Genomic DNA, 16,452 nt, shown 5'->3' on the forward strand with positions numbered 1-16,452 from the left:
TACCTTTGCCCCACCAAATTCCCATCCCACGCTTTTCCTTTTCTAAATCCCGCACACCTTATGGCACGAGTGGAAATGACGATGCCCAAAATGGGCGAATCCATCATGGAGGGCACCGTCCTGAAATGGCTCAAACAAGTCGGCGACGCCATCGAGCAAGACGAATCGGTGCTCGAAGTAGCCACCGATAAAGTCGATACCGAAGTCCCCGCCATCTACGCCGGCACGCTGGCCGAAATTCTGGTGCAGGAAGGCCAGGTGGTGGCCGTGGGCGCCCCCATCGCCATCATCGAAACCGAGGCCGGCGCCGCCACGGCCGCTCCCGCTGCCGCCGAAGCTGCTCCCGCTGCCCCGGCCGCCGCCGCCACGCCCGCCGTGCCCTACCTGCCCGAAGCCGGCGACCCGCAGGCCGCCCAGCAGGCCACGGCCACTACCGGCGGCACCTACCAGCCCGGCCGCTTCCTCTCGCCGCTGGTGCTCAGTATCGCCCGCGAAGAAGGCATCCCGGTAGCCGACCTCGACTACCTGCCCGGCACCGGCAGCGAGGGCCGCATCACCAAAAAAGATATTCTCGACTACGTGGCCAAGGGTAAGCAGTCGCTGCAAGGTGCCCCCGCCACCGTGGGCGACCAGCCCCGCGAAACGCCCGCCCAGGCCTCGCACGCTCCCGTCAACGAGGGCACGCCCAAGCCCACGGCCGCGCCCAGCGCCCCGGCCGCGGCTCCTGCCGCCCCGGCCGCTCCCCAGCCTGCCGCCACCGGCAGCAAGCCCGCCCCGTCGGTTTCCGGCGGTCAGGAGCTCATCGAAATGGACCGCATGCGCAAGATGATTGCGCAGCGTATGGTCGATTCCAAGCGCATCTCGCCGCACGTTACGAGCTTCGTAGAAGCCGACGTGACGGAAATCGTGAACTGGCGCAACAAGCATAAGGACGGTTACAAGAAGCGCGAGGGCGAAAACCTCACCTTCACGCCCATCTTCATTCAGGCCGTGGCGCGCGCCATCCAGGATTTCCCGATGATTAACGTCTCCATCGATGGCGACTACATCATCAAGAAGCGCGACATCAACATCGGCGTGGCCGTGGCCCTGCCCAGCGGCAACCTCATCGTGCCGGTCATCAAAAACGCCGACCAGCTCAACCTCAACGGCCTCAGCAAAAAGGTGAACGACCTGGCCACCCGCGCCCGCGCCAACAAGCTCAAGTCGGAAGACCTCGAAGGCGGCACCTACACCCTGAGCAACGTCGGCTCGTTCGGCAACGTGATGGGCACGCCCATCATCATGCAGCCGCAGGTGGCCATCCTGGCCGTGGGCGCCATCAAGAAAAAGCCCGCCGTCATCGAAACCGCTCAAGGGGATTTGATTGGCATCCGCCACTTCATGTTCCTCTCGCATAGCTACGACCACCGTGTGGTCGATGGCTCGCTGGGCGGCATGTTCGTGCGGAAGGTAGCTGATTACTTGGAGCAGTTCGACCCGAATACGGCTATTTAGGTCGATGTGGTAGTACGAATTCCGCGCAGCGGTTCGTACTACCACTCTGTCGTTGTTAAAACCGCGCAGCCGACAAAGTGGTAGTACGAACCGCTGCGCGGAATTCGTACTACCACACCGCTCCCATGAAAAACATCCTTTTCCTCATCGCCCTCGTGCTCTCGCTGGGCCTCATCGGCTACCTCTCGCTCCAGCTCAATAACGTGGAAAAGCGCCTGGCCCTGGCCGAGCAGCGCTTTGCTGATTGCCAGCAGGTCACCTTCAAGCTGCAAAACCAGCTTGCTATGGAGCACAAAGAGCAGCAAGGGAAATAAGAACTGCGCATAAAAAAGGCGGCCACCCCAAACCGGGATGGTCGCCTTTTTTGCGTCCAAATAAAGACTTACAGCCCTTTCAGCGCCGCTTCCAGCGCGGCGATTTTCGCCTCCGCGTCGGCCAGCTTCTGGCGCTCGCGCTCCACAAGGTCAGGCTTGGCGTTGGCCACGAATTTCTCGTTGCTTAGCTTCGCCGAGGTGGCTTTGTGGAAGCCCTGGGTGTATTCCAGCTCCTTTTCGAGCTTCACCCGCTCGGCGGCCAGGTCGATGTGGCCTTCGAGCGGGATGAAGAACTCGCTGCCACCCTGCACGAAGCTTACCGCCCCGGCCAGCCCGGTTTCGGCAAAACTGAGCTCCGAGAGGCCGCCCAGCTTGCGGATGATGCCTTCGTAAGCTGTGAACAATGACTGCTCGTCGGTTTTGGCGATGAGCTGCAGGGGCTTGTTGGGGCCGAGGCTCTTCTGGTTGCGCACCGTGCGGATGCCTTGCACCACGGCTAGGGCCTGGTCCATACCGGCGATGATATCGGCGCTGTCGGCTACCGGCGCCGGCTGGGGCCAGGCGGCCACGGTCACGTAGTCGCGGGCGTCGCGCGCGGCCAGCTCGTGCCACAGCTCCTCGGTAATGAATGGCATGAAAGGGTGCAGCAGCTTGAGCAGGCTTTCGAGGTAAGCCTTGGTCTGGCGCAGCGTCTCGGCGTCGATGGGCTGCTGGTAGGCGGGCTTAATCATTTCGAGGTAGTTGGCGCAGAAATCGTCCCACGTCAGCTTATACACCGTCATCAGCGCATCCGAGATGCGGAATTTCTCGAAATGGTCGTCCAGCGTCGTCACCGCGTCGGCCAGCTTGGAGCCGAACCAGGTTACGGCCTTTTCATTGGCGAAGGGCAGCGTTTCATCCACTTGCCAGCCGCTGATGAGGCGGAAGGCGTTCCAGAGCTTGTTGCAGAAGTTGCGGCCCTGCTCCACCAGCTTTTCGTCGTAGAGCAGGTCGTTGCCGGCCGGGGCCGAGAACAGCATGCCCGTCCGCACCCCGTCGGCCCCGAACTGCGCGATGAGGTCGAGTGGGTCGGGCGAGTTGCCGAGCTGCTTGCTCATCTTGCGGCCCTGCGCGTCGCGCACGATACCAGTCAGGTACACGTTCTTGAACGGGATTTCCTGGCGGAATTCCAGCCCGGCCATAATCATGCGCGCCACCCAGAAAAACAGGATGTCCGGCCCCGTCACCAAATCGTTGGTCGGGTAGAAGTAGCTGATGTCGGCATTGTTCGGGTCCTTGAAGCCGTCGAACACCGAAATAGACCACAGCCAACTCGAAAACCAGGTGTCAAGCACGTCCTCGTCCTGGCGCAGGTCGCTGAGTTGCAGGCTGGCATTGCCGCTCTGCTCGCGCGCCTGCTCCAGGGCCTCGGCGGGCGTGAGGGCCACCACGAACGAGCCGTCGGGTAGGTAGTAGGCCGGAATCTGCTGGCCCCACCACAGTTGCCGCGAGATGCACCAGTCGCGCACGTTTTCCATCCACACCCGGTAGGTGTTTTTGAACTTGGCAGGGTGCAGCTTCACGGTATCGTTTTCTACCACGTCGAGCGCGGGCTTGGCCAGATGCTCCATTTTCAGGAACCACTGCAAGCTCAGCTTCGGCTCAATTACGGCCTTGGTGCGCTCCGAGGTCTGCACGATGCTGGCGTACTCCTCGATTTTGGCAAGCAGGCCGGCGGACTCCAAATCGGCCACGATGTTGCGGCGGGCCGCAAACCGGTCCTGCCCCACGTACAGTACAGCCTTTTCGTTGAGCGTACCGTTGTCGTTCAGGATGTCAATAACTTCCAGGTTGTGCTTCACGCCCAGGTTATAGTCATTCAGGTCGTGCGCCGGGGTCACCTTCAGCGCGCCGGTGCCGAAATCCACACTCACGTACTCGTCGAAAATCACCGGGATTTCGCGGCCCAGTAGCGGGATGCGTACCTTTTTGCCGGCGAGGTTTTTAAACCGCTCGTCGGTCGGGTTCACCGCCACGGCCACGTCGGCCATGATGGTTTCGGGGCGCGAGGTGGCCACGGTCAGGTACTCGCCCGGCTGGCCCACGATTTCGTAGCGCAGGTGGTACATCTTGGCCGTAACGTTCTTCGGAATTACTTCCTCGTCCGAAATAGCGGTGCCGCCCTGCGGGTCCCAGTTCACCATGCGCACACCGCGGTAGATGAGACCCTTGCGGTACAAATCCACGAACACTTTCAGCACGGCCTCCGTCAGGTCGGGCTCCATCGTGAAGCGGGTGCGGTCCCAGTCGCAGCTGGCGCCCAGCTGCTTGAGCTGCTCCAGGATAATGCCGCCATACTTGTCTTTCCAGGCAAAGGCGTGCTCCAGGAACTGCTCCCGCGTCAGGTCTTTCTTCTCGATGCCCTGCTCTTTAAGTAAAGCAACTACCTTAGCCTCAGTGGCAATGCTGGCGTGGTCGGTGCCGGGCACCCAGCAGGCCTCCTTGCCCTGCATGCGGGCGCGGCGGATGAGCACGTCCTGAATGGTATTGTTCAGCATGTGGCCCATGTGCAACACGCCGGTCACGTTGGGCGGCGGGATGACGATGGTATAAGGCTCTTTCGCGGGGTTGGGACTGGCTTTGAAAAAGCCCTGCTCCTGCCAGCGCTGGTACCATTTGGCCTCAACGTCGGTGGGAGAATAGGTGGTGGCTAGGGACATGGTGGGGTAAGATATTTGGGCAAAGGTAACTGTCATGCTGAACGCAGTGAAGCATCTTTTCACGCCAGAAGGACGGCATCGCAAAGATTTGCTGCCTCGTTGAGGCGTGGGAGGATGCTTCGCTGCGCTCAACATGACAGAAAAAAGGCCGCTCCCTTGCGGAAGCGGCCCGATTTGTTGACGTTACTGGCTTCTAAGCAGCCAAGTGCAGCCATTCTTTTTTCTCCAACAAGCGCTCACGGGACTCGCGCAGGTCGGGGTCGTCGACGCAGCAATCCACCGGGCACACGGCGGCGCACTGCGGCTCCTCGTGGAAGCCGACGCACTCGGTGCACTTATCCGATACGATGTAATAATACTCGTCCGACACTGGCGTGTGGGGCTGCACGCCGGTTTCGTGGCGGCCGTCGGCGGTGGTTACTTCCTTAAGCGAAGTGCCATCGGCCCAGCGCCATTGGGCGCCGCCTTCGTAGATGGCATTGTTGGGGCATTCCGGTTCGCAGGCACCACAGTTGATGCACTCGTCGGTTATCATGATGGCCATAGGGCGTCGAAAATCTAATCTGGCAGGGTTAAAACCAAAGCGTATGCGCGGGGCTTTACGTAAAAAGCGCGGCCGTGGTCAGGCGTTTGGGCCTGCAAAATTACGGAACACGCGCCGGGTTCGTATCGTTTGGCCGAAATTTGTATTTCCAGCACGTCATCCTGAGCGCTGAAGGCGCGAAAGGACCTCGCCCGCGCCGGTCGCGGCAGTAAATAATTACTACCACAGAGAAGCGGACGAGGTCCTTTCGGCTCGCTGCGCTCACCTCAGGATGACGTTCTTACTCGTTTCGTACTTACAAACTGCATGAACCACTCCGACCGCCTCGCTGCCTTCGCCGCCCTCGGCCAGCGTCTGGCCACTATCTCTACCGACGAGCTGACGCCCCTGGCCGCCCGCGCCCGCAACCAAAACTCCTGGTTCGACCTGCCCAATGTGACGGCGGCCGTGCGCGGCATTGCCCACCTGCTGGCCGAGGAGCCCCTGCGCCATTGGGCCGCCCGCTACCCGCCCGAGCCCACGGCCGTGCGCCAAATCGGCGTGGTGATGGCCGGTAATATTCCCATGGTCGGTTTCCACGACATGCTCTGCGTGCTGCTCAGCGGGCACATCCTGTTAGCCAAGCTCAGCGCCGACGACACGGTGCTGATGCTGTGGCTCATGGAGGAGCTTGCTGCCATTGAGCCCCGTTTCAAGGAAGCTATCCAGGTGCTGCCGCGGCTGAATGCGGCCGATGCTTTTATTGCCACAGGCTCCGATAATACGGCGCGTTACTTCGAGTTTTACTTCGGGAAGAAACCGAACCTTATCCGCCGCAACCGCACCAGTGTGGCTGTGCTCACGGGCCAGGAAACCGACTCGGAGCTGGCGCTGCTGGGGCCGGATATTTTCCAGTATTACGGCCTGGGCTGCCGCAATGTGAGCAAGCTCTTCGTGCCCGAAGGCTACAGCTTCGTGCCGCTGCTCGATGCGCTGCAAATCTGCGAGGGCGTGCTCAACCATCACAAGTACCAGAACAACTACGACTACAACAAGAGCATCCTGCTGGTGAATGCCGTGCCGCATTTCGACAACGGTTTTCTGCTCATCACGCGGGGGCTGGCGCTGGTATCGCCCATTTCAGTGCTGCACTTCGAGGAGTATGCCCACGAGGTTGATTTGGCCGACAAGCTGACCGATTCGGCCGAGCGCATTCAGTGTGTGGTGTCGGCGGCGGGGCGGTTTGCGGGCAGCTTTCCCTTTGGGCGGGCACAAAATCCGGGCGTGGCCGATTATGCCGATGGTATCGACACGATGGAGTTTCTGGCTACGCTAACCTGAAAAACTTCTGCTAGCAAATAGCCGCATCCTGGTAATTTTGCGTTAATTCGAATTTAGAAAGGCCCCGCACCGGGCCTCTCCGTCGCACCAAAAGCTTCACTATGTCTTTTATCCCTGACGCCGCCACCGTCGAAACCGTAGAGAAAGAAGAAATTACCACTCTACACTTCGGCCACGACGACGTACTGCACGACCTGCCAGCCCAACAGCGCCGCCGCCACGATGCCGAGCGCGCCGCTACTCTTGGCAATGCCTATCACGGCAAGCTCGACATTTACTTTCAAACGGCCGATGGTGCTACCAAGCGCGTCGCCACTACGGTTTGGGAGGTCGACAGCGAATTTGTAAGCCTTAAATCCGGCATTGCGCTGCCATTGCGGGCCGTACTGGGCTTCGATTTTTACTAAAGCTGCACCTATTAAGCAAAAGCCCTGACGGGGCACCACCGATTGGTGGTGCCCCGTCAGGGCTTTCGTTTGTAACAGCCACGCTTATACTCCCGCGCTGACCAGCCGCTGCAATGTCTGCTCAATCAGCGAATCGGTCAGGGCCGTTGGGTTTTCGGCAAACTCGCCGGTGGCGCGGTTGGCCAGAATGGCGTTCAGCGACAGTACTTCGTGGCCCAGCAACTGCCCCAATGCGTAGTAGCCAGCCGTTTCCATCTCAAAATTGCTGAGACGGAACTCGCCCTCGGCGCTGTGGTGGCGGAAATCGCGCAGGCGGGCTAGGTAGTCCGGTTGGCGCAAATCGAGGCGCAAAACGCGGCCCTGGGGCCCGTAGAAACCGGGGCAGGTGAGGGTGTTGCCGGTGAGCATGCCAGCGCCAAGCTGCTCGCGCAAAATATCGGAGCCACGCACTACGTAGGGGGCAAAGGGTAGCTGCAACGACTGTTGCAGGCCGCGGGCAATTTCTGTTTCCAGCCCCGTTTCCACCAGCGGGTAGAACTGCATCAGGCTGTCCATACCCACGGCAAACTCAGTGGCCAGCAACGACCCCACCGGCACATCGGGCTGCAGGCTGCCGCTAGTGCCCAGCCGGATAATGCGCAGGCTGATGCGCTCCTCGGCCGGCCGCACGGTGCGGGCCATGAAGTCGATATTGACCAGCGCATCCAGCTCATTAAGCACAATATCAATGTTATCGGTGCCCATGCCGGTGCTCAGCACCGTGAGGCGCTTGCCCTGGTAATACCCCACGTGGGTCACGAATTCGCGGTGCGTGATTTCCGTTTCCAGCGAGTCGAAGTGCCGGCTCACCTGGGCCACCCGGGCCGGGTCGCCCACGGTCAGGATGGTGTCGGAAATGTGGTCGGGCTGCAGGTTGAGATGGTATATACTACCATCAGGGTTGAGAATGAGCTCGGATTCGTGTAGCATCAGCGGCGCTTGTGCAAAGGTGGGGTGGGAGGAAAGGGGGCTTTACGTAAACGGAGTTAAAAGTTGAGAGTTAAAAGTTAAAAGTTAAAAACCAGTACGAACTGATTTTTAACTTTTAACTCTCAACTTTTAACTTCCGCGGTACGAAGGCGCTATGAGGCCTTATAAGAGGCCAGGCCCTGGGCGGGATTATAGTGGTTGCTGATTTTCGGGTAGGTGCCGGTGCCGTCGTACGGCCGTTTGTCCGGATGCTCGGCGCAGGCTTCGGAGCAGGCGCCCTGCAGCTGCCCGGCGCAGGCTTCGCAGAGCGGCAAGTGGGCGTTGCAGTGCGGGTTGGCGCAGTTCACCATGCGGTCGGAGGGCGTGTGGCAGTGGTGGCACTCGCTGATGATGGTGGGGTTGACGCTGTTGACGTCCACGGCCACGCGGCCGTCGAAGACGTAGCACTTGCCGTCGAAGTCCTCGCCGCCGGCCTCCAGGCCGTACTTGATGATGCCGCCGTGGAGCTGGTACACGTTTTCAAAGCCTTGCTCCAGCAGGAAAGCGCTGGCTTTCTCACACTTGATGCCGCCAGTGCAATACGTCAGAATCTTCTTGTCCCTAAACTCCTGCAGGCGCTCTACACGCTCCGGGAACTCGCGGAAGTTCTCAATGTCCAGCGTCACGGCGTTTTTGAAGCGGCCGAGGTTGTACTCGTAGTCGGAGCGTACGTCCACAATCACTACGTCGTCGCGGTCCTTCATGGCCTTAAACTCGGCCGGGGAGAGGTGGGTGCCGGTGCGCTCGTAGGGCTTGATGTGCGGCAAGTCGACGTGCACAATCTCGGGCTTCACCCGCACGTGTAGCTTCTGGAAAGTGTGAGCTGGGGCTTCTTCAATCTTGAATTCCAAGGCCTCAAAGCGCGGGTCGGCCTTCACGGCGGCCATATAGGCGGCGCAATTCTCCACGGTGCCTGATACAGTGCCGTTCAGCCCCTCGCCGGCCACGATGATGCGGCCGCGCAAATCGAGGCTGAGGCAGAGGCGGTGGTGCTCGTCGCGGAACTGCTCGGGGTGCGCGAGCGGGGTATAACAGTAGTAGAGAAGAACGTGATACATGATGAGTTATGAGTTAAAAGTTATGAGTTATGAGTTGGCGGCTGTGAGTAGAGTTTACTCGGGCAAACTCATAACTCATAACTTTTAACTCATAACTCTTCTCACACTTTCGCTGCTGGGTTGCCAAATACCGTCTGGCCCTTAGCCACATCGGCCACCACTACCGAGCCGGCGCCAACGCGGGCTTTATCGCCGATTTTCACGCCGGCTACCACCACGGCGCCGGCGCCGATAAAGGCCGATTCGCCCACCGTCACGCCCGCGCCCACGAGGGCCCCGCTGCCGAGCTGCACGTAGTCGGCGAGGGTGGCTTTGGCTTCTACAACGGCATTGGCACCCACGAGGCAGCCGTCGCCGAGGGTGGCGGTGGCGGCCACCACGGCATTGGGACCGATGTAGTTACCGTGGCCTAGTGTGGCGTGTTCCGATACGCTGGCGCGCTGGTGAATGGCATTCACCGGCACGGCTTCATACTCGGTGCGCAGCATTTGGGTGAGGCTGCGGCGGCTGGCGGTGTCTTCGGTGGCTACGAATACTTCACATTTCTTACCCAGCAGCTTCAGCAGTTCGGCATCGTCGGTGTTGCCCATCACGGGCACATCGAGTAGTTCGCTGTTTTGAAGGGTTTTATCGTCGTCGAGCAGGCAGTAGACCACTACTTCGTTCGAGAGAAAGGCATCGAGGGCGGCGGTGCCTACGGCTTGGGCGCCCAGGATGATAACGGGATTTTCCATGAAATCGGGATAGCAGGATTGGCAATTGCCCTGCCAAAAGGCGGATAATCGCAGGGCAAAGGTACGGCGCAACGCCGCGCAGCCGGTTAACCCGGATTGCTGGCGCCGGGTTTCCGAAGAGCAGGGCCGGCGTTCAGGCGTAGGCGAGTCAGCACGGCGGCCGCGTAGTCATTTTGCAGCAGCAGCAGCAGCAAAAACGGCAGCAAGCCACTGCGGTAGCGGCTAAGCGAGCCCAGATTGGGGGTGCTCAGGCCCAACAACACTGCCAGCGCCAGGCAGTAGATGCCCAGCGCCAGCCCCAGCGCAAACGGCAGGTGCCCGGCCTGGCCCCGTAGCCCGGCCACCGCTGCCACCGTCAGCAGCGCTAGTAGCACGAGGTTTTCGAGGCCGCCCATCAGGTAAGGTCCTTGCCACGATTCGCCCAACCAGGGGCGGGTGAGGGCATTGAGGGCGGCCAGGGGAGCGTGTTGCAACATGCTTTCGGGCGTAGGGCGCAGGTCGGGGTATTCGAAGTGCGGCCGATTGAGCGAAGCGTGAAGGTGACGGTCGTAGATGCGCACGGTCTGGTTAGTCAGCTTGTTAAGGCGGAAAGCCACGCTGACTTCGGCCGCCAGCCAGGCACCACCAGCCAGTATGCCAATCAGCAGCAGCGTCTGCGCCCAGCGGCTCCGCGCCACCCCCAGCGGCTGAAGCAGGCGCAGCATTGCCAGGCCCACCAGGGCCCCCAACAAGGGCATGGCAAAGAAATAGCGCGTCTTGAAATACACTATTGCCAATACTAACAGCCCGATAATTTGAGCAGTACGCTTAAGAGCTGACGTTTTTTCAGTTCCCCAGAATAGCCGGATAACCAAGGCCAGCAGGCCCGCTCCGCTACCCAGAAATACGGCCTCCTTGCTAATGCCCGTAGCCCAGAACAGTACCGTTGGCCAGAGCACAAAAGCCACCAGCCCTGCGCCGGCCGGCGTGCCGGGCAGGGTGCGGGCCAGCTCGCGGGCAAGTAGCCAGCAGCCCAGAAAGCTCGCCAGTGCCAGGTATAAACCATTCAGCACCGTCGAACCAGCGGAGAAAAGATTCAGAAATCCCAGTAACTTCATGATAAAAAAAGTGTTGGACATTCCGTAGTACACCAGGTGCAAATCCTGGAAATGTACTTCGTTGCCCAGCAGCGTCTGTAGTGCCGCTCCCGGCGAGGCCCAGAATTGGTCGGTCAGCAGCTGGCTGCAACCCGCCATGAACGCGGCATCCTTTATTGGGTGCCAGCCTTTGAGGCCGCCCACGAGCAGGCGCCCGCCCAGGCCCAGCAGCAGCGCCGCCCGCCACGGCCTGTCAACCGCTTGCCACTGCCGCCGCAGCCACGGCAGTAACCAGGTCAGCAGTAATACATTCAACACAATTGCCAGCGCAATACTCATCCCACAATGCGAGGTTGGCGCACCAAACGACTACCGACGGCGCAGTGCAGGCAGCGGCGCGGCGCGCAGTAATTTTTATGCAAAGAAAGCAAGCCCTGTGAGTCGGCTGCCGAGCGGTGCGTAAAGCCCAGGGCCTCGTACACATCCGTAAATTGATTATGCTCAGCGGGTAGTTCTGTCAGCAGTGCGACGCTGCTTTCGACCAGCGCCGACTGGCCTACGTGGCGGGCATAGGCCACGCGTAACGGTAGCACGACGTTGGTAATGAGCAGGTCGATGCTGCTTTTGCCCAAGCTGGGCACCTTGCCGGCCCGGCCCGGCCGGAAGTGCGTGCGCCAGTATTCCGGGGCCGGCGCCTGAAAAAACTCCGCCAGCGCCGCCACGCTTTGCGCAGTAAGCAAAGCGTCGAACAAGGTTGGCCGGGCGTGCAGCAAGCCCACTAGTTGCCCCAGGCGCACGGGTGGAAAATTGGCTGGTCGCAGGCGCAGATAGTTCCACTCGTGCACTGCCAGGGCGGCCTCGGTTAAGTCGTATTTGTGGCGCAGAAAGGCATATTCCTGCTTCAAATCCTGAATGTAAGCATCAGCCTCGGTTTCTTCATTATCAACCAGAAACCCGGCCTGGCCGAAGAGCAATGCCTCCAGCTGGCGCTGGTCGTGGCGGTGGCGGCGCAGCACGGCCAGCGGTAGGGATTTGGCCAGCCGGGCCAGCGGTTCGCTGTTTTTCTGGAAGCCGAACGCAGCCATCAGGGCATGGTAGGCGGTGGCCTCCCAGTCGTCGCCGAGGTGCTGGTGGAGCGCCGTTAGCGCATCAGCTTTGAGTTCGACGCGCTCCAGCAGTGCCCGCTCTACCATCATGGTGCGGGTAATGTCGGGCACCTGGCTCAGCAGCGGGGCGCAGGGCAGGGGAGCGGCGGCGGGGGCCTCCATCAGCTGCTGGTAGCGGCGCAGCAGCTCGGGCGCAATACGTGGGCTGAGGGCCAGGGCCGGAATCGGGCTGCCGTTGGTGCGCGTCACGTCGGCGTCGTGGCTGCCCACGACGTGCAAAACTACCTGGTCGTATTTCGGGTCCAACTGGTGATTATGACGCTCCCAGTCGGAAGCCCGAAGGTGTATTTCGACCGCGCCATTCCACTCCACCTCGCCCACCCGCAGGCGGGCACCGAGGAAATCGGGTCCTGCGTCGGCGTTGCGGTGGCCGGGCTTGAGCACCTGAATTTCCTCGCCGCCGGCCGTGCGCAAGTCGGTTTTGTCGAAGTACTGGTACTGCCAGAGGTAGTGGAGGAAATCTTCTTTCATGGGCTGCCCATTCTGCTCCGCAAAGTAAGACAAAATAGTAACAAAAGCGGCCCGCTTCCAGGGAAACGGGCCGCTTGATAACTCTTCAGGAAGCTGGATGCTAGCGCAAATCCACCACTTTCACGCCTTTATACTTGGCCTTGTCGAAACTGAAAGTGCTGGCCGTCACCGGCACGTTGGGCTTGAAGTTTTTGATGGTGAAGGTGTAGCGGTTGCCGTTTTTCTTAAACATCTCCCAGCTTTTCACCGAGTTGTCCTTCTTGCGCACCTTGATGCGAACTTTGAACACGTCGTTCGTACGGCTTTCGGGCGTCAGCTCAATCACGTCGATAGCCTCGCCGGCTTCGGTAGCCGCCTGGGCGTAGGTGTATTTGTAGCCCTTTTTATACATGGTATAAATCTGGGAGGGCGACATGTCTTGCGCGTCGGGGTCAGTGTCCGAGATGTTTACCTCGTTCTCATTCTTGAGGTACGTCCAGGTAGTTTTGCCGTCGTTAATGACTTCCTGGCCGCTGAGCTTGAGGCGGAATTTCTGGCCAGCCACGATGATGTTGCCGCTCAGATTCTGCTTTACTTTGGCCGAGGTGTTTTCCAGCGTCTGGGTAAAATCGGCTTGGTAAGATTTGTAAGCCTGGTACTTGGTGCTCATGGCATCCAGAATTTTGCCGGCTTTGGGGTCTTGCTGAGCCACGGCGGGCAGGGCCAGCGTGGCCGACAGCAGGAGGAGGGAGAGGGTTTTCGTCATGAGGTAAGAAAGAAGCGTTTCGCGCTTGAATTGCGCTGAGTACGGAAACGCTTTACAAAAGGCTGGCCAAAGTTAAGCTCATCGGCAAAGAGTCGGACTTAAAAGTTGCGGGTTAAAAGTTAAAATCCCTGACTTCCGCAAAAGAGGCCAGGGATTTTAACTTTTAACCCGCAACTTTTAACTTTCTAAACCAGCGACTTCAGATGCATCTCCAGCGCATACTCGTCCGGAATGAGTACGGCCCGGGCCTTGCTGCCCTCAAACGGCCCCACAATGCCGGCCCGCTCCAGTTGGTCTACGAGGCGGCCGGCACGGTTGTAGCCCAGCTTCAACTTGCGCTGAATAAGTGAGGTAGAGCCTTGCTGGTGCAGCACGATGCAGCGGGCCGCTTCCTCAAACATCGAGTCACGCTCGCCGCCATCATCTTCGTCGAAGCTGCCGCTGCTGTCGCCGTCGGCGCCGGCTACTTCGGGCAGCAGGTAGGCGTCGGAGTAGCCCTGCTGCTCGCCGATGAAGTCGCAGAGCTTGTCCACTTCGGGCGTGTCAATGAAGGCGCACTGCACCCGGATGAGGTCGGAACCGGCCGAGAACAGCATGTCGCCCTGACCGATAAGCTGGTCGGCCCCGCCGGTGTCGAGGATGGTGCGCGAGTCGATTTTGCTGGTCACCTTGAAGGAAATCCGGCAGGGGAAGTTGGCCTTGATGATGCCGGTGATAACATTCACAGAGGGGCGCTGGGTGGCCACAATCAGGTGAATACCAATGGCACGGGCCAGCTGGGCGAGGCGGGCAATGGGCTGCTCGACCTCTTTGCCGGCCGTCATCATGAGGTCGGCCAGCTCGTCAATCACCAGCACGATGAAGGGCATGTAACGGTGGCCTTTCTTGGGGTTCAGGCGGCGCTCCACGAACTTGGCATTGTACTCCTTGAGGTTGCGGCAGCCGGCTTCCTTGAGCAAATCGTAGCGCCGGTCCATCTCCATGCACAGCGAGTTGAGCGTGTGCACCACCTTCTTGGTGTCAGTGATGATAGGCTCCTCGGTGTCGGGCAGCTTGGCCAGGAAGTGGCGCTCGATTTTATTGAAGATGCTCAATTCCACCTTCTTGGGGTCCACGAGCACGAATTTCAGCTGGGCGGGGTGGCGCTTGTAGAGCAGCGAGGCCAGAATGACGTTCAAGCCCACCGATTTACCCTGACCGGTGGCACCAGCCATCAGCAAGTGGGGCATTTTAGCCAGGTCGGCCACAAACACCTCGTTGGTGATAGTGCGACCAAAGGCCACCGGCAAATCCATCTCGGAGCGGGCAAACTTCTCGCTGCCCAGCACCGAGCGGATGCTCACCATCTCCTTTTTCGTGTTCGGTACTTCGATACCGATGGTCCCTTTGCCGGGGATGGGCGCGATGATGCGAATGCCCAACGCGGCCAGACTCAGCGCAATATCGTCCTCCAGACTCTTGATTTTGGAGATGCGAATGCCGGCCTCGGGCACGATTTCATAGAGCGTGACCGTGGGGCCGATGGTGGCCTTGATGCTGGCAATGGCGATGCTGTAGTGCCCCAGGGTTTCGACGATGCGGTCCTTGTTGGCTTCCAGCTCTTCCTTGGTTACCTGGGCTTTGGGGGTGCCGTAGTCGCGGAGCAGCTCCAGGGTGGGGTACACGTAGCGCGAGAGGTCCAGCGTGGGGTCGTAGTTCACGTTGGGCATCACGTCGGCATCCTCGTCCTCGTCGGCTACGGCGGCGATGTCGGCCCCGGCGTTGGGGTCGAGGTCGTCGCGGTTGGGGATGGTGATTTCCAGCGGATTTAGCGACTTGGGAACCTGGAGGGCCGGGGTTTTGGCGGCGGGCAGTTCGGCGTCCTCGTCGGCCAAATCGGCCATGGAGAGAGGAGTGGGCACGCTGGCGGTGGGGCGCGGCGCGGTGTTGAACTCCACTTCCGGCTCGGCATCCGGCATTTCGATAGAGAAGGCGGGGCCGGTGCTGCTGGCGGCCGCCGTGAGGGCGCTGGCGGCGACAGTAGCGGGTGCGGTGGCCGCGGCCGTGGCGGCGCTGCTCAGGCCGGTGGCCACGGCGGCGGCCGTTGCCAGCGGGCCGCTGACGTCCAGTGCCATTGCGGCGGTAGCCGGTGCTTTGGGCGCGGGCTCAAACTCGGAGGCTTCGGGCCTTGGTTCTGCCGTATCGTCGCCCAATTGCAGGGCAGGGCCGGTACTGGCGGGCTTCGTCGTCGGGGCCGGCGTGGGCTGGGGGGCCTCGGCGCCGGCGGCCGTGACGGTGGCGCTGGAGTTGGCGCTGGAAACCTGCGGGGCTTTCTCCGCCACCGGCATTTTGGCGGGGGCGGGGGTGGCCACGGCGGCCAGCTGCTCGGCTTCGATTTCGGCGGCCAGCTCGGCGTCTTCGTCGGCATCGGCTTCGACGCCGCTGCCCAGGAAACTCAGGTTGAGGCTGGTGACGTTGAAAAAGAACACCACGAACGAAATCAGGGCGAAGGCCAGCAGCAGCACCGTGCCCCAGCCGATGAGGCTGGCCAGCCAGGTGGCGGCCTCAAAGCCCACGCCGCCGCAGAGGAAATCGAGGCGGTGGGCCAGGGCAGGGTCGGCGCCGGGCTCGGCCAGGCTTACCACCACGTAGCCGAGCAGGGTGCTCAGCCAGGCCATCGTGAACAGGCCCAGGGCCAGCACGTAGCTGACGGAGCCCCGGGCGCTGCGGAACACGATTTTATACCCCAGAAAAAACACGATGGGAATGAGCGCAAACGCCGCAATGCCAAACAGCTTGTAGATAAACAACTCGGCGGCCCAGGCGCCCAGCAAGCCCAGCCAGTTGCCGGATTCCTGCCCGGCTTCCTTCGCGGGCAGGGTGCTCAGGGCCGCCACCACACTCTGGTCGGCGTGGCCGGTGAAGAGGAAGGAGGTGAAGGCAATGGTGAGGTAGAGGCTGCCCAGCAGGAAGCCAAACCCGATGAAGAGGTGAAAGCGGCGGTCGCGCAGGATGCTCAGCGCTTTGCCCACGCCGGGCACGGGGCCGCGGGGCTCGCGGGGAGCTTTCGGGGGCTTGGCCGACGCCGGGCCCTGGTTGGGCGCGGCGGCCTTGGCGGCTTTTGGGGCGTTGGTGGCGGTGGGGCGGGGTTCGGGGCGGGCGGAGTCGGGCGCGGCGGCCCGGGGCTCGTTGCGCCGGGGGGGGCGCGGGTCGGGCGGGCGGTTGTCGGCGGGGCCGGCAGGAGGGTTTCGGTAGCGGTTGTCGGCCATTCGGGGGCGGCGTAAAAATCAAATTTACGCACGGCAGGGGGTTGGAACGATAAAATGGGGGCGGCAGAACGAGAAACTCCCCTCCTTGGAAAGGAGGGGATGTTTTGCCGCAGGCAAAACGGGGGTGGTTGAGCTGGTCGCGCCGGTAGGGCTTTCGAAAAGCCT

At 61.0% G+C, this 16,452-nt stretch carries 13 protein-coding genes; 4 read left to right on the plus strand and 9 right to left on the minus strand.

What is annotated here, in order from left to right; all coding sequences use genetic code 11:
• Positions 1–60: 60 nt before the first annotated feature.
• Together Q5H93_RS02770 and Q5H93_RS02775 are read left to right on the plus strand one after the other, a co-directional pair.
• Entirely contained in the window at positions 61–1,497 is a 1,437-nt protein-coding gene (locus Q5H93_RS02770) for a dihydrolipoamide acetyltransferase family protein (RefSeq protein ID WP_305004957.1), read from the plus strand.
• A gap of 125 nt (positions 1,498–1,622) precedes the next feature.
• Positions 1,623–1,811 carry a hypothetical protein gene (locus Q5H93_RS02775; RefSeq protein WP_305004958.1) on the plus strand — a complete coding sequence of 63 codons (189 nt, stop codon included), beginning with the start codon at positions 1,623–1,625 and terminating at the stop codon, positions 1,809–1,811.
• A gap of 68 nt (positions 1,812–1,879) precedes the next feature.
• Here Q5H93_RS02775 and Q5H93_RS02780 read toward each other — a convergent pair whose 3' ends face one another.
• Both Q5H93_RS02780 and Q5H93_RS02785 read right to left on the minus strand, forming a co-directional pair.
• Positions 1,880–4,510 carry a valine--tRNA ligase gene (locus Q5H93_RS02780; protein WP_305004959.1) on the minus strand — a complete coding sequence of 877 codons (2,631 nt, stop codon included), beginning with the start codon at positions 4,508–4,510 and terminating at the stop codon, positions 1,880–1,882.
• A 193-nt stretch (positions 4,511–4,703) separates the two neighbouring features.
• A complete protein-coding gene (locus tag Q5H93_RS02785; protein WP_305004960.1) occupies positions 4,704–5,054 on the minus strand; it encodes a 4Fe-4S dicluster domain-containing protein in 351 nt (116 codons plus the stop codon).
• A 306-nt stretch (positions 5,055–5,360) separates the two neighbouring features.
• On the opposite strand from Q5H93_RS02785, the gene Q5H93_RS02790 reads away from it, so the two are divergent.
• Together Q5H93_RS02790 and Q5H93_RS02795 are read left to right on the plus strand one after the other, a co-directional pair.
• On the plus strand, positions 5,361–6,374 hold the full coding sequence (locus Q5H93_RS02790; protein WP_305004961.1) for an acyl-CoA reductase: 1,014 nt from the start codon (positions 5,361–5,363) through the stop codon (positions 6,372–6,374).
• A 101-nt stretch (positions 6,375–6,475) separates the two neighbouring features.
• On the plus strand, positions 6,476–6,781 hold the full coding sequence (locus tag Q5H93_RS02795) for a hypothetical protein (RefSeq protein WP_305004962.1): 306 nt from the start codon (positions 6,476–6,478) through the stop codon (positions 6,779–6,781).
• A gap of 84 nt (positions 6,782–6,865) precedes the next feature.
• On the opposite strand, the gene Q5H93_RS02800 is transcribed toward Q5H93_RS02795, so the two are convergent.
• The 7 genes from Q5H93_RS02800 to Q5H93_RS02830 form a co-directional block, all read right to left on the minus strand.
• On the minus strand, positions 6,866–7,750 hold the full coding sequence (locus Q5H93_RS02800) for a nucleoside phosphorylase (RefSeq protein ID WP_305004963.1): 885 nt from the start codon (positions 7,748–7,750) through the stop codon (positions 6,866–6,868).
• Between the two features lie 152 nt (positions 7,751–7,902).
• Positions 7,903–8,847, minus strand: a complete 945-nt coding sequence (gene trhO / locus Q5H93_RS02805; protein WP_305004964.1) for an oxygen-dependent tRNA uridine(34) hydroxylase TrhO — start codon at positions 8,845–8,847, stop codon at positions 7,903–7,905.
• Positions 8,848–8,948: 101 nt separating this feature from the next.
• Positions 8,949–9,581, minus strand: a complete 633-nt coding sequence (locus Q5H93_RS02810) for a NeuD/PglB/VioB family sugar acetyltransferase (protein WP_305004965.1) — start codon at positions 9,579–9,581, stop codon at positions 8,949–8,951.
• Positions 9,582–9,667: 86 nt separating this feature from the next.
• Positions 9,668–10,975, minus strand: coding sequence for a hypothetical protein (locus Q5H93_RS02815; RefSeq protein WP_305004966.1), 1,308 nt, complete (start codon positions 10,973–10,975; stop codon positions 9,668–9,670).
• Between the two features lie 17 nt (positions 10,976–10,992).
• Positions 10,993–12,327: a DUF2851 family protein gene (locus Q5H93_RS02820; RefSeq protein WP_305004967.1), complete on the minus strand. Its 1,335-nt coding sequence runs from the start codon at positions 12,325–12,327 to the stop codon at positions 10,993–10,995.
• Between the two features lie 67 nt (positions 12,328–12,394).
• Positions 12,395–13,039, minus strand: coding sequence for an outer membrane lipoprotein periplasmic chaperone LolA1 (gene lolA1, locus Q5H93_RS02825; protein WP_305004968.1), 645 nt, complete (start codon positions 13,037–13,039; stop codon positions 12,395–12,397).
• A 185-nt stretch (positions 13,040–13,224) separates the two neighbouring features.
• Positions 13,225–16,287: a DNA translocase FtsK gene (locus Q5H93_RS02830; RefSeq protein ID WP_305004969.1), complete on the minus strand. Its 3,063-nt coding sequence runs from the start codon at positions 16,285–16,287 to the stop codon at positions 13,225–13,227.
• Positions 16,288–16,452 lie beyond the last annotated feature (165 nt).

Source organism: Hymenobacter aranciens, from assembly GCF_030580865.1.
GTDB lineage: Bacteria > Bacteroidota > Bacteroidia > Cytophagales > Hymenobacteraceae > Hymenobacter > Hymenobacter aranciens.